Origin of the sequence: Burkholderia sp. D-99 (genome assembly GCF_011605345.1) — a bacterium.
Classification (GTDB): Bacteria; Pseudomonadota; Gammaproteobacteria; order Burkholderiales; family Burkholderiaceae; genus Burkholderia.
Window position 1 is genome coordinate 742,291 of record NZ_JAAOXM010000002.1, and the last position, 14,131, is coordinate 756,421.

A 14,131-nucleotide genomic window follows, 5' to 3' on the forward strand; every position below is an offset into this window, starting at 1 on the left:
CGATGATGCCAACCTCTCCCCCTCCGCGCATGCCCGAGCATGCCGACGAGATCACGCTGGCCGGCGTGATCGACACGTTCGTCTCCCATCGCTGGCTGATCGCGTGCGTCACCGCTGCATGCGTCGGCGCCGGCACGCTGTACGCATTCCTCAGCCATCCGCAATACCAGGCCGATATCCTGCTGCAGATCGAGGACAGCGGCGACGCATCGGCCGCGAAGAGCCTGCTCGGCGACGTGTCGTCGCTGTTCGACGTCAAGTCCACCGCTGCGGCCGAAGCGCAGATCCTCGCGTCGCGGCTCGTCGTCACGCGTGCCGTCGACGACCTGCGCAGCTATATCGATGTGCAGCCGAAGCGCTTTCCGGTCGTCGGCGATTTCATCTCGCGTTTCAACCCGGATGTCGCGCGCCCCGGCGTGCTGGGCATCGGCGGTTATGCGTGGGGCAACGAGCGCGCCGATCTCACCCGCTTCGACGTGCCGAAACCGCTCGAGGGCGACCGTTTCGAACTGACGGTGCTCGACGACGGACGCTACCGGCTCTCGGGGCCCGGCCTGTCCACGCCCGTCATCGGGCAGCACGGCCGGACGGAAACGTTCCGGACGGCGAACGGCCCGCTCGTCGTCGAGCTCGCGCGCGTTGACGCGCAACCCGGCACGCGTTTCACGGTCGTGCGCCAGTCGCGCGCGGAGACCATCGATACGCTGCGCCGCGCGCTCGACGTGCAGGAGAAGGTCAAGCAGTCGGGCGTGATCGTCGCGACGCTGCGCGGCCCCGATCCGCGGCGCGTTCAGGCGACGCTTCAGGCCATCGCGAGCCACTACGTCCGACAGCACATCGAGCGCCGGTCCGCCGATGCCGCGCAGTCACTGGCATTTCTCAACACGCAACTGCCGATCCTCAAGAAGCAGCTTCAGCAAGCCGAGCAGCGCTATACGGACATGCGCAACGCACACGGCGCAGTCGACCTGACCGAGGAAGCGAAGCTGGTGCTGCAGCAGACGGCCGACGCGAAGACGCGCCTGCTGGAACTGCAGCAGAAGCGCGACGAGATGGCCACGCGTTTCGCGCCCGGCCATCCCGACATGATCGCGATCGACGCGCAGATCGGCACGCTGCGACGCCAGCAGCAGGACGTCGAGCAGCACGTGAAGCGCCTGCCCGATCTCCAGCAGAACGCGTTGCGACTGATGCTCGACGTCAAGGTCGACACGGATCTGTATACCGCGCTGCTCGGCAACGCGCAGCAGCTCGAGCTGGTGAAGGCGGGCCGGACCGGCAGCGTGCGGCTCGTCGACGCGCCGACCGTGCCCGACGAGCCCGTTCGCCCGAAGCGGACCCTCGTGATCGGCGCGGCCGCACTGTTCGGCTTCGTATTTGGCGTCGGGCTCGCGTTCGCGCGCGATTTCCTGTTCGGTGGCGTCGACAGCGCCGACGAAATCGAGCGGCACCTCGGCATGAACGTCTACGCGACGATTCCCGATTCGACGGAGCAGCGGCATGTCGCCCGTCGGATGGCCGCCCATGCGCCCGGCCCGCATCTGCTGAGCGTGCGCGATCCGCACGATGCAGCGATCGAAAGCTTGCGCAGCCTGCGCACCGCGCTGCGCTACGCGATGCAGGGCGCGCGCAACAACGTGCTGCTGCTGAGCGGCCCGGCGCCGGGCGCGGGCAAGTCGTTCGTGTCCGCGAATTTCGCGGCACTGCTTGCCGCGAACGGCGCACGCGTGCTGCTCGTCGACGGCGATCTGCGCAAGGGTTACCTGCACGACTATTTCGGCGTCGCGCGCGAGCGCGGCTTCGCCGAGATCGTGTCGGGCGACCTCGCGCCGCACGACGCGATTCACGCGAACGTGGTGCCGAACCTCGATTTCGTCGCGACCGGCGCATTGCAGCCGAACCCCGATGCGTTGCTCGCCGACGAGCGGATCGCCGCGCTGCTCGGCGATTGGTCGGCGCGCTACGACGCGGTGGTCATCGATTCCGCGCCGATTCTCGCGGTCGCGGATGCGGTCGTGCTCGGCCGGCATGCCGGCGCCGTGCTGCTGGTCGCCCGCGCCGGCGCAACGCGTCTCGCCGAGCTGGGCGAAGCCGCTCGACAACTCACGCACAACGGCATCGCAACAGCCGGCGTGCTGCTCAACGGCGTCATCCCGCGCGCGGGCCGTTACGGCGGCCGCTACGGCGCCTACCGCTATACGCGATACGGCGACGCGCCGCGTCGCGACACCCATGCATCGCCTGCACGGCGCGCACTGCGCGCGCTGACGGCACGGCTTCGCCAAGGAGGTTCGCGATGAGCGACTCGATCGATCTCGGGCGCAACGCGCGCCCCGCCACGGACGCATCCCGAGCGCCCGTCCTCACCCTCCCGCCCGGCCCCGCCGCGGGCACGGCGCACGGCCCGCATCCGCGCCTTCGCATCGTGCTGGTCGTCGAAGCCGCGGGCGGCGGCGTCGCCGTTCATCTCGCGGATCTGATCCGCGGCCTGAGCGCGCACGACGGCATCGAGCTGCATCTGATCATTCCGCAAGGCCCGCGTTTCGACGCATCGATTCTCGACGCGGGCGTACTCGCACATTGCCGGTCCGTTCACGCGGTGCCGATGCGGCGCGCGGTCGGCTGGCGCGACGCGATCACCGTCGCCCGGCTCTACCGGCATCTGCTGCACATCGGCCCCGACATCGTGCACAGCCACAGTTCGAAGGCCGGCGCGATCGCGCGCCTGTGCATCGGCCCCTGGCGGCACGTCTATACACCACACGCGGTGTATACGCTGAACCCGTCGCTGCGCGGCTGGCGCCGCCGCTTCTACGGTACGGTCGAGCGCGTGCTCGGCTGCCTGCGCTCGAGCCGGATCGTCGCGGTCTCGCGCGACGAGGCGGCGCATCTGCACGACACGCTCGGTATTCCGGACCACCGCATCGACACGATCGTCAACGGCGTAACGCCGCCGCGGCTGATGCCGCGCGACGACGCGAGGCGTGCGCTCGGCCTGCCGCGCGATGCAGTGGTGGTCGGCTTTGTCGGCCGCCTCGAACACCAGAAGGGTGTCGATCGGCTCGTGCGCATCGCGCGCGGCGTCCATCGCCGGTGCGGCAGCGCGGTGCAATTCGTCGTGATCGGCCCCGGCGATTTCGACACGGCAGCCGGCCCCGATGCCGACGACGTGCCGCCGAACCTGCGCGTCGTCGGCGCGGTGGAAGGCGCGAATCGCTACTTCTCCGCGTTCGACCTCTTTGCGCTGCCGAGCCGCTACGAAGGCTTTCCGTACGTCTGCCTCGAGGCAATGGCCGCGCGCGTGCCGATCGTCGCATCGAACGTGGCCGGTGCCGCCGAACTGATTCGCTCGCACGACATCGGCCTCGTGGTACCGAACGACGACGATACGACCGACTTCATGCACGCCGTCGTCACGCTCGCTGACGACACGGCGTTGCGGCGCGGCATGCGCGCGAATTGCGCGCACGCACTCGAACACTATTCCGCCGCCGCGATGGTCCAGCGCACGCTCGCGCTCTACCGCAGCCTCGCTCACCAGGAACCGAAATGACCCCGACCACCCACGTAGCACTGTTGCATGCGTACAGCGCGCGCAATTCCGGAGACGGCCTGCTGGTCGATCTGTCCGTCCGGTTGCTGCGCGAGGCATTCGGGGATGCGATCCGGATCTCGATCGTCGCGGCCGATCCGGCTTCGTTTCCCGCCTACGACGACGTCGCCGCAGCACCCGTGCTTGCCAACCACGGCGCGAGGCGGGTGACGGGCGCGGCCCGCTTCGTGCTGCCGGTCCACGCGAACAAGAGGCTGCACGACTTGCGAGGCCTGCTCGATCGCGTCGATTTGATCGTCGGCGTCGGCGGCGGCTATCTTCGCGCGCTCAATTGCCTCGAGGCACTGAAGCTGGAAGCTGGCCACCTGCTGCAGATGCGCGCGGCGAAGGCCTCGGGCAAACCGGCCGTGTACCTGCCGCAAAGCATCGGCCCCGTGCGGCCGACATGGCCCGTGGGCACGCACCTGCGCCGCCTGCTTGCGTCGTTCGACACGGTATTCGTGCGGGACGACCGCTCGTCCGCGTTCCTTGCCGCCAATGCGAACACGCGCCGCGCGCCCGATCTCGCCGTGCTGGATTTCGAGCGCCACAGCGACACGATCCTGAAGCGGGCCGCCCGCTCCGGCGACGGCACGCGGCACATCGCATTCGTGCTGCGTCGCCCGCCGGCATGGAGCCGCTCGCAGTGCGCGCGTTACGCCGCATCGATCACACGGCTGATCGAGCGCGTCCGCCCGCGCTGCCGCATCTCGTTCGCGGTGCAGAGCGCCTGCCGCGGCAACGACGACGCCGCGTACTACCGCGACATGGGCATCCAGGACGCACTCGTGCCGCTCAAGACGCTGCTCGCGCACGATGCGCCCGACTGGGTCGTCTCGGTGCGCCTGCACGGCGCGCTGGAATCCGTGCTGCAAGGTGTGCCGGCGTTCCACGTCAGCTACGAGCGCAAGGGCTTCGGCGCGTATGCGGACCTGCATCTCGACGACTGGGTCGTCAACGGCGCGGCGTTCGATCCGGACGCCGTCGCCGACAGGATTCTCGCCACCGGCTCGGCAACCGCGTTCTGGCATTCGGCCCGGACGGGGCTCGACCGGATTCGCACCGCGCGCGAACACGTAGTCGACGCGTTGCGCGCGGCTCGATACGCGTGACGACCTGAAGGCTGCCAATGCTCATTCGACTCACCCTCAGATTCGCCGCGCTCGGCCTGAAGTTCGGCCTGACGATCATCATCGCGCGCGCGCTCGGCTTCGATGCGTTCGCCGTCTACGGGCTCGCGGTCGCCGCGTCCGTCGTCGCGTCGAAGCTGCTCGGGCTCGGCTTCAGCACGGAACTCAACCGCCGGCTGAGCGCGAGCGACCCGCTGCCCGCGATCGGCGAGGCGCGCAGGCTGGGCACCGCGTTCGCCGGGCTGTATCTGCTGATCTGCACGTCGCTCGCGATCGCATCGCTCGCCGGTTTTTCAGCCGGTGAATTCGGCCCGTCGGCGCGCGTACTGGGGTGCGTCCTGCTCGTTGCGCTCGCCGAGCACGCGGCATTCGAAACGAATACATGGATGTTCTCACTGCACCGCGCGCGCGCGGGCTCGTTGCTCCAGTTCGTCCGCACCGGCGGATGGGCCGCCATCGCGTGCGCCGGCCTGCTCGTCGGTGCGATACGCTCGATCGAAGCCGTATTCGCGCTGTGGTTCGTGTGCAATGCGTGCGTCGTGGCCGTGTCGTGGCATCGCATCGGCGTGCTTGCGCGACGGGCCGGCCACGCGGGGCGAATCGCACGCATGCCGGCGGCCCGCGACATGATCGAGGTCTGGCTGCGAGGCCTGCCGTTCTACGCGGCAGGCGGGCTGCTGTCGATCCTGCAGTACGTCGAGCGCTTCATCGCCAATGGCCACGCAAGTGCCGACTCGCTCGGCCGCTATGTTTTCGCGTGGTCGGTCGCCAACGCCGTGCAGGCGATCGCCTTCGCGACGGTCGTCGCCACGGCCGCGCCAGGTTTCGTGCGTGTGCTCACAGACGACCCCGCCGACTTCCGTCGTCGGCTGCGCCGTGCGGTGGCGGCCAGCGCGGGGCTGGCGACATTGCTTTCCGTCGCGATCCTCGCCGTGCACGACGACCTGTTTCGGCTCGCGAACGAACGGGCCGGTGCGCACGAGGTCGTGTTGCTGGCGGTACTGCTTGCGTCGTTCGTGCTGCGCGCGGCCGCCGACGTGCTGTGGGCGGCCGCGATCGCGTTGCGGACCGGCGTCGCCGTCACGCTGTCGATGGCAGGCATCGCGCTGGTTTGCGTGCCGACCGCGTGGTACCTGATCGCGCGTTTCGGCACGACCGGTGCGGCGCTCGCGCATCTGACGGCCAGCATCGCGATCGTCGCCGCGCTGGCGCCGATCGTCCTGCGCAGCGTGCGAACCCACGCGGCCGGCGCGATCCGGAGGAGCGTACCCGATGCTGCATAAGCTGATTGGCGCAGGGCCGCCCCTCAGTCGCGGATTGACCCGCGCGATCGCGGCGCTGGCCGTGTTGCTTTACTGGATCGTCTATGCGAAGGCCGGCACGTTCCTCCCGGAATACGTGTTCCGCGACGCGGAGAAGATCCAGAGCCAGATCGGCGGATCGGGCGACTACGACGGCACCTCGTTCGATGCCGTCGCGAAGTTCTACACGATGCTGGGCGTCAGCGGCACTCACGCGTTCACCGCCGCGGTCGGCGCGCTGTTCATCTGCCTGATGATCGCGCAGGGGCGCCGTATCGGTTCGCTCGCGGCGAGCCTCGTGCTGCTCGTGCCCTGCGTGTTCTTCAACCTGTTCGTCGCGAGCAAGGACACGCTCGTCGTGCTGATCGCGATCGTGCTGGCCAGGGTCGCGCAACGCCGCCCGGCGCTCGCCGCGATCGCGGCGGCCGTCGTGCTGTACAGCGCCTACGCGGCAATCGTGCGCAGCTATTTCGTGCTGATCCTCGGGGTCGCATTCGCCGTGCTGCTGTTCCGGCGAGGCTCATGGCGCCGCAGGACGCTGCTGATGCTCGCCGCGCCGCTCATGCTCGTGCTGCTGCCGAACGACGCGTATTACCTGCTGCTGCATCCGCGCGACATGGCCGCGGACTACCTCGCATACGGTTCGCCGTACGGCGCGCGCACCAGCTTCCACAACCCGGTCGCCCCGACGTCGTTTTTCGCGTTCTCCGTCGATTACCTGTATGCGACGCTGCGGCTGAATCTGCCGGTGCTGTTCTCGCCCGGGCCGAAGGAAATCGCCATGCAGGCGTTTGTCTGGATCGCGCTGGCCGCCGTGTGGCGGCGCACGCCCGGCGACGGCCAGCTGGCCCGCGACGTGCTCGCGTCGCTCGTCATCGGGCATGTCGCCGTGTCGATGCTGTTCGAGCCCGATCTCGGCAGTTACACGCGCCATTTGTCGAGCGTGTCGCTGCTGTGCGCAATGCAGTTCGCCGGCTTCGCGCGCCAGCTACGCCGGCTGGGTCGCTCGACGCCCATGCAGGGCGCCGATGCTGTCGCCGAAGGCGGTGTCGAAGCGGACTCGCCTCCGTCCGCAATCTCGCCTTCGCGGCACCCAATCCGGCGGGGCATGTGAGCGCAAACACACGACACCGACCGATCTACCAGAACATCCAGTCCGCACGGGCGCTCGCCGCGCTCGCTGTGGTCGCCTATCACTTGCACGTGCTGCCGTCCGGGCAGGCCGGCGTCGACGTCTTCTTCGTGATCAGCGGATTCATCATGTCGTGCGTCGCACCGTACGAGGGGCGCGATTTCCTCGTCAAGCGCCTGATCCGGATCGTGCCGCTCTACTGGGTGACAACGCTCGGCATCTACGCGATCGCGCTGCTTCGTCCTCACTGGCTGAACACGACGACAGCAGCGCCCGACTATCTCGTCAAGTCGCTGTTGTTCATCCCATACGTGAAGGAAAACGGCCATTGGGGGCCGCTGAATCTCAACGGCTGGACGCTTGAGTGCGAGATGCTGTTCTATCTCGTCGCCGCAGCCGCGCTCGGCTGCGTGCGCGCGCGTCATGCGACCACGTTCGCCGCGCTGACGCTTGCGTTGCTGTGCATATGCGTGGCCGTTGTCGACCCATCTGGCGCTACCGTAGTCGGCCATCTCGGGCAGCCGTTCGTGCTGGAGTTCGGTCTCGGTGTCGTCGCGTACGGTGTGCTGCAAGCCGGCATCGCGAAGCGGATCGCCGCGCCCGCATGGGCTGCCGTCACCATTGCCGCCATCGCGGCAATCCCGTTGCTGCAGATGCGCTACGGCACGCCGGAAGGGTTCGCGCGGGTCGTGCTGTGGGGTGGCCCCGCGTTCGTGCTGATCGTCGCACTCGTCGCGCTCGACCAGTGGAACTGGACCCAAAGGAGCCGGATCATGGGAGCGCTCGGCGCCTCCAGCTATTCGATCTATCTGATCCATCCGTACGTGATCGGCATGGCCGGCAAGCTTGCCGGACTGCGCGCCGATCCGCGCACGGGGGCGGGCCTTGGCGCCGCGTGCGCGATCCTCGGCGTGGCCTGCGTCTGCGGTTACGTCTGTCACGTATGGATCGAACGTCCGATGTTGAAGGCGCTGAACCGGAGATTCCGGCTCGCACGCGGCGCGGCTGAATCGGCGACGTGATCACAAACAGAAGACCACATGCACGGCCCGGAATGCGACAAGCCGGACTCAGCTGGCTGCTATGGGCATTGCAAGCGTCGGATTCGAGCCGGTACCCGAACTATCGGCCGATATCTGTCGCCGCCGAATCCGCCCGCCCACTGCACGTGGGCTGCCCCGGAATCTTCACGACACGCCCCGTCAACGGGCGCGGCACCCCCGGATACACGTTGAAGCGCTCGACGGGCTGCCCGTCCACCTCGGCCTTCTTCACCGTATAACGAACGTTGCCCGTCGCGGCGAGCTGCGCGCCCGACGCATCGCAACTCACCGACAGCGTCGCCTTCTCGCTGGCCGGCAGTTGCCGGACCAGCGCGCTGAAGCCGAGATTGACGACGATGCTGCCGGCCATCGCCTGCCGCTTCTCGCTCGAAGCGTTGATCACGGGCCTGACGTCGAGCCGGTACACGGTTTCCGTATCGACCGCCTGCATCGGCTTGACCGCGATCGTCTTCGCTTGCCCCGGCGCGAGGCTCATGCGGAACGGATACGCGTACAGCGACGGCCGCTCGATGCCGCCGACCGGCTGCGTGGTTTCGTCGCCCACCGGCACGCCCGGATTGAGCAGACGCGCGAGCGATACGTTCACGAACTCGGGCCGGTCGCCGTTGTTGACGATCTGCACGAATTCGGTGTCCTTGCCGACGATGATCTCCTTCGGGATAACGTCAATCGCGGCGGCGGCGGAGCGCGCGCCGCCCAGGCAACCGAGCAGCGCGACGAGGGGCAACATCAAAACAGGCAATTTCATATCAGCACGGGAAAAACCGGATGCGAAGGTAATCGCGACAACGCCGGCGGGCGCACCGGCCCGCCACCGCTATGGCGCGACGGCCAGCGGCTCGAAAGTCAGCGCGAGCGTGCCCGTATAGGTGCCGGACGTGCTCTTGAAGTCGCCTTCCGGCGGGAACGCCGACACGGCGAGGTCGTAGAACCCGATCGAATCGACGTCGGGCGACGGCGGCTTCGGATTCCGGAACGAGATGCCCTGCCCGACCGCGAGCGGCTGCATTGCATTGCCTTCCGCACCGAACCGGACCGTCGGCGAACGGAATACCTGCGCCGGCTTCGACTGATGGACGATCCGCAACGGCTCGTCGAGCCGCACGCGAAACTGCCCGGTGGTCGACACCACGCGCAGCCGCGCCTGCACTTCGTAGGCGGTCTCCCATCCGCCGAGCTGCGCCAGCTTCAGGCCGCTATCGAGCGACCCGCCGTTCGCGTCGGTGACGTCGAGAATGTCCGGTCGGATCACGTGGGCCGTGATCTTGCTCTCGGTCTTGCCGCTGATCAGCAACATCCCGTCTTCCGCGGCCCCAGTGGCCGGCAGGCTTGCCAATGCGGCCAGCAACAGGCCGAAAATACGTGCTCGCATCATGCCTCCTAGGATTTGGTGAAAATCATGAACGTAAGGACATCGCTGTAGTCGCCGGTTTTGACGATCGAATCGATCCACGTGCGGAAGGTCGGGGCGAAGCAGGTCCGGTTGTCCTTGTTCAGCGCGATCGGACGCTTGGCGGCGTTCGGCACCGTGAAACTCGCGGTGCCGCTGTCGAGCGTCAGGTCGTACGGAATCGTCAGGCTCGCGTCCGACACGTTCCGGAGCAGATAGCGATTCGCTGCGATGCCGTTCTTGCTCTGCGCATCGATGACGAAGTTTTTCGTGCCGGCGACGCCCGAGTAGGTAAAGCAAAGCTGGTCGGCGGGACGGGCGAGCGTCTTCTCGACGGCATCGCCACGGAACAATTCTCCGAGATCCCAATCCGGCGCGGCGACGACGACGTTAATCGCGGGCGGAGGCTCCGGTGGAGGAATGATGGGATCGACCACCTTGCACCCGGGGCTGCCGCCGAGCGTGCTGAGATAGGCGCCGCCCTTGATCTCGCCGATGTCGTCGCCGGGCGTGAAATTGCCAGCCCGGATGGCGACGGCCGGCCAGTCCTGGATCACCGAATTCGAAATCAGGACCGATACATTCGCGACATGGGCGTCTGTGTTCATCCAATCTGGATCGCGCTCCTCATATGTTCTGGCATACATGGCGTACCCATTGCCTTCATAGACGGTGCTGTGCGGCTTGCCGTTCATCGAGACAACACTGGCCGCCTTGCTGCTGGCCCGCATGACGCCGTTCGAGTCGTACGTATAGACCAGGATCCCCCGGGATTGGAAATTCTTGCCATGCGTATGCCCCTGGGCCTTCTTGTAGTCGATGGTCAGGTTGATCGTGCTGGTGCCGTTCCCGTTGTTCTGCCACACACACGAACCGTAACCATTGCTGAGGTTATCCAACAGCAGGTTGTACAGCGGCGCCGCGTTTCCATGCATCGGCATAACGCCTGCCACCAGAATTACGCAACGCAATAACAGCGCCATTCCGCGCTTGAAAATCGAATCGTTCACTCTGCCCTCGCATGCTTGAACTGATAGATCAGAACGCCATAACCGACGCTGACGAATAGCGGCGCATGCGCACCGTCGCCCTGCACGGTATCGACGACAATCCGTTCCTTCGGACGAAACGTCACACGCCAGACCTGCGTATCAGCCGGGGTACCCGGCGGCGTATCGAATGTTCGCAGCCCGATCCGGTATTTCTGCCCGGGCGCGACGGTCAGCCGGCTCGGCAACACGAGCAGGCCGGGCCGGCTGACTGCCGACACGGGCACGAGATGCTCGGGCGTTTGCCCCGGATTCGTCAGCAGCGCCTGCTCGACGTTCAGGTACAGCGGTGTGTCGCCAACGTTCTCGGCATACAACTCGCCCGGAGGCTTGCCCGGCTCCAGCGTCAACTCCGTGCGCGACAGCTTGAGCACGCCCGCCGCGAGGGCTGGCATGCAGCACAGCGCGGCAATGACGCCGAACACGCGCCGCTTCACGGACACTCCAGCGCCTGCGGTGCGCTGCCGGCGTTCAGCGTCATCCGGCGCGTCGCGAATCGCTGCGGCGTGCCGGGAAACACGGCGATCGTCTGTACCGGCTGAGCATTGCCATACGACACGTCCGTGAAGATCTGGCGCACATTCCCGGTGGCCTCCAGCGTGATCCCGCCGGATTCGCAACGATGCGTCCAGCCGCTGCGCTGCTTGCCGGGCGGCGGCATGTGCCGGACGAGCACGCCGTAGCCGACGGCAATCGACATCGGCGCCGTGATCTTGTCCTGCGGCGCATCGTCCACCTTCAGCGACCGCACTGGCAGCACATACAGCCGGTACAGCGCTTCGTGGTCAGGCTCCGCCAGCGACTTCAGCGAGATCGAGCGCGCCTGGTTCGGCCCGAGCGTCATCCGCTCGGGGCTCGCGAGTATGCCGGGATGCTGGAGATCGCCGAGCGCCACCTTCGTCTCGGGCGTCATGCCCGGATTCGTCACCTTCTGCAGGAACACGGACAGATAAAGCGGCGCATCGCCACTGTTCCTCACGCTGACCTGCTGATCGTGACCGTTGAATACCTTGGTGGTTGCCGGCATCACCATCAGTTCGCCTTCAGCACGCGCCGACAGTGCGGCCGCCAGCCACAGGCCGCCTATCGCTAGGCGTACCATTCGCCGTTTAAGATTCATATCGTCCATCCATTGAAGTCGTTGTCGGGGCCGTCATTCGCAGCGGAAGTAGTTGCCGTTCGGTTGCTTCAGGCTGCACGTGCGGCGCTGGCCGTCCGAATCGATCGTGATCTTCGACAGCATCGTCTTGCTGATCACGGAGAACAGCCCGTTCGGATGCACCGTGTCGCCCGTCTCGACGACCTTCCCGCTGACGGGCCGGCCATCGGCGTCCGTCAGGAAACCGCTGTAGACCATGTTGATGTCGATCCGCGCCTTCGCGGAATACACCTGCCCGGGGTGCGCGCGAACAATATTCGCGGGCACCTCGACGTTCATGTCGACCTGTTCGCTGCTGCTCATCACGCGCGCGAACGGCACATCGCGATACGCATTCAGCGGCACCGCGTAGGTGCTGCCGTTGCCGACGGGGCTGCCTTCGACGTTGAAGCCGTACGCCATGCCGTCGACGGCCGGCGTCTTCAGCAGCATCGCGGTGCCGCTCGGGCTGTAGCGTCCGAACGCGACGCCGTCGCGGTTGGCCGCGACCATGCCGCGATAGTTGAAATCCACGTTGCTGCCCGCGCTGCTATGGCCGAGGTTCAGCGATGCATCGCCGCGCGAGCCGGCACGGGTGCCGTACACGTTGACGCTGTAATCGTTGCCGATACGGCTGCCGGTCAAGCCGGCCGTCGTCGAGCCGAAACTGTCGATGAATTCCTTGCGGACGTCGGCGCTGACCTGGGTCTGCCCGCCCGCGTGCGTCGCGCTGAAGGTACCCTGCACGCGATCGAGCATCATCGTCATGTTGAAGTACACGCCGTAGCCGCCGTTGCCGCTACGCTGGAAGCCGCCTTTCTGCACACCCAGCGCGAACGTGCCCCACAAGCCGTTCGGCCGATAGTTCCAGCGCACTTCGGCCTGCTGCGACTCGCCGAAATTCGATTTCCGGTAGTTGTAGCCAAACGTCGCGCCGCGCACGTTGCGGCTGTACGACACGGCCGTACTCGGCTGCCCGGCATAGAAGCGCGAGACGTTGGTGTTCTGGTAGCGGCTCAGCGACAAGCTGCCCAGCGCTTCGCTCGCGGTCGAGATATTGATGTAGCCGCCCGTGCTGCGCTCGCCGCTCAGCACGCCGAGCGTCGGCGTGACGTCGATGCCGCGAACCCGCATCGGCCGCGTGACGTTCACTTCGGCCGCCCACTTGCCGCCCCGCCCGGCGAGCACCGACGCGTTCAGGTAGAACTGCTGCAGGTTGCGGCTCATCGCGGCTTCGAGCAGGTAGCCGCCCTCGCCCATCTCCTTGCCGGCCGTCACGTGCCAGGCGTTGCCGCTGCTCGCGCCAAAATTGAGGTTGTTGATCTCGCGGGTTTCGCGATTGATCAGGTTGCCGTTGCGGTCGACGAGACGAACATCGACCGAGTAGTAGCCGCCCGGCAGGTCGGCGAAGTTGATTTCGTTGCGGCCCAGCATGGCCGGCCGTTTCAGGATGAGACGGCCATCGCGGTAAAACTCGTAATTGCCTTCGGCCGTCGCGTACAGGATCAGCGACCCCGCACGGCTGTCGGCCTGCAGGTGTGTCTGGCTTCCGACCGTGACGAACTGATCGAAGCTCGGCGACAGCAGCGTGCTGACCGACCCGGCCGCATAGTCGATGCTGTTCTGCTTGCCCGCTCGCATGTAGGTACGGGCGAAATTCTTCTGCAGGAAATACGACGACACGCCTTTCGAACTACCGCTGTATGCGCGCGTGTCGGTGCGGCTGGCGTACCAGCTCATGTACCCGAAACTCTGGAACGGCAGCCCGACCCAGGTGTTGCCGTTCACGTTGGCCGTGCGATAGCCGTCGGATGCCGCGCGCAAGTCGAGCGACTGGTTGTTGACGAGGCCCACGCCGGTGACGGGTGCGACGTAATCCTCGCTTGCATCGCGAATGGCGATCGAACGCTTCAGCTTGTCGACGGTAACGTGATGGCCGGCGATCTCGAGATCGCAGCCATTGCTGCATTGCTTGTAGTCGAGCTGCGAAACGACACGGTGAAGCGTGTCGATGTCGCTTCGGGAGATCCCGTTTTCCTCGTACTTCGCTTCGTCGAAGACGAGTGCGCCGGCTTCCGGCGAATAACGGATCAAGCCCGGCAGCGTCAGCCCGTTGAACGTCGCCACATAGCTCGCGCTGTCGTCCAGCTCGGCCGCGCTGAATCCTTCCGGCACGCCATACGATACCTTTAGTTCTGCGTACGAGTGCGATGAAATGAAAAGACATGCACCGAGCCACAGCTTGTTGAAACGAAACGGAGCCTGATAAGCGAACACGTTGCTTTCTTCTGACGAGAATCGTGACGGGCAGGCCCGGCACGACGGCCGGGCGGCG

General features: G+C 66.5%; 12 protein-coding genes. 6 read left to right on the forward strand and 6 right to left on the reverse strand.

Translation table 11 applies throughout. The features are described from left to right. Nucleotides 1-2 precede the first annotated feature (2 nt). From HAV18_RS10530 to HAV18_RS10555, 6 genes are read left to right on the forward strand one after another with little or no spacing between them, the layout of a single operon-like run. Nucleotides 3-2,300 carry a polysaccharide biosynthesis tyrosine autokinase gene (locus tag HAV18_RS10530; RefSeq protein WP_166955322.1) on the forward strand — a complete coding sequence of 766 codons (2,298 nt, stop codon included), beginning with the start codon at nucleotides 3-5 and terminating at the stop codon, nucleotides 2,298-2,300. Next, nucleotides 2,297-3,553 (forward strand): glycosyltransferase family 4 protein, encoded by a 1,257-nt coding sequence (locus tag HAV18_RS10535; protein WP_166955324.1) that lies wholly within the window; start codon nucleotides 2,297-2,299, stop codon nucleotides 3,551-3,553. The genes HAV18_RS10530 and HAV18_RS10535 overlap by 4 nt, the downstream gene beginning before the upstream one ends. Next, entirely contained in the window at nucleotides 3,550-4,704 is a 1,155-nt protein-coding gene (locus HAV18_RS10540; protein ID WP_166955326.1) for a polysaccharide pyruvyl transferase family protein, read from the forward strand. The genes HAV18_RS10535 and HAV18_RS10540 overlap by 4 nt, the downstream gene beginning before the upstream one ends. 17 nt (nucleotides 4,705-4,721) lie before the next feature. Beyond that, nucleotides 4,722-6,005: an oligosaccharide flippase family protein gene (locus tag HAV18_RS10545; RefSeq protein ID WP_166955328.1), complete on the forward strand. Its 1,284-nt coding sequence runs from the start codon at nucleotides 4,722-4,724 to the stop codon at nucleotides 6,003-6,005. Continuing rightward, nucleotides 5,995-7,137 (forward strand): hypothetical protein, encoded by a 1,143-nt coding sequence (locus tag HAV18_RS10550; RefSeq protein WP_166955330.1) that lies wholly within the window; start codon nucleotides 5,995-5,997, stop codon nucleotides 7,135-7,137. The genes HAV18_RS10545 and HAV18_RS10550 overlap by 11 nt, the downstream gene beginning before the upstream one ends. Continuing rightward, nucleotides 7,134-8,177, forward strand: coding sequence for an acyltransferase (locus tag HAV18_RS10555; RefSeq protein ID WP_166955332.1), 1,044 nt, complete (start codon nucleotides 7,134-7,136; stop codon nucleotides 8,175-8,177). Before HAV18_RS10550 ends, HAV18_RS10555 begins: the two co-directional genes overlap by 4 nt. Before the next feature lie 100 nt (nucleotides 8,178-8,277). On the opposite strand, the gene HAV18_RS10560 is transcribed toward HAV18_RS10555, so the two are convergent. From HAV18_RS10560 to HAV18_RS10585, 6 genes are all read right to left on the reverse strand, one after another. Next, nucleotides 8,278-8,949 (reverse strand): hypothetical protein, encoded by a 672-nt coding sequence (locus HAV18_RS10560; RefSeq protein WP_166955334.1) that lies wholly within the window; start codon nucleotides 8,947-8,949, stop codon nucleotides 8,278-8,280. 87 nt (nucleotides 8,950-9,036) lie between these two features. Next, entirely contained in the window at nucleotides 9,037-9,591 is a 555-nt protein-coding gene (locus HAV18_RS10565; protein WP_166955336.1) for a hypothetical protein, read from the reverse strand. 8 nt (nucleotides 9,592-9,599) lie between these two features. After that, entirely contained in the window at nucleotides 9,600-10,619 is a 1,020-nt protein-coding gene (locus HAV18_RS10570) for a hypothetical protein (protein WP_166955338.1), read from the reverse strand. Next, on the reverse strand, nucleotides 10,616-11,095 hold the full coding sequence (locus HAV18_RS10575; RefSeq protein WP_407062415.1) for a hypothetical protein: 480 nt from the start codon (nucleotides 11,093-11,095) through the stop codon (nucleotides 10,616-10,618). Before HAV18_RS10575 ends, HAV18_RS10570 begins: the two co-directional genes overlap by 4 nt. Further along, nucleotides 11,092-11,760 (reverse strand): pilus assembly protein, encoded by a 669-nt coding sequence (locus HAV18_RS10580; protein ID WP_243771598.1) that lies wholly within the window; start codon nucleotides 11,758-11,760, stop codon nucleotides 11,092-11,094. Before HAV18_RS10580 ends, HAV18_RS10575 begins: the two co-directional genes overlap by 4 nt. 51 nt (nucleotides 11,761-11,811) lie before the next feature. After that, on the reverse strand, nucleotides 11,812-14,073 hold the full coding sequence (locus HAV18_RS10585) for a TcfC E-set like domain-containing protein (RefSeq protein ID WP_347814745.1): 2,262 nt from the start codon (nucleotides 14,071-14,073) through the stop codon (nucleotides 11,812-11,814). Nucleotides 14,074-14,131 lie beyond the last annotated feature (58 nt).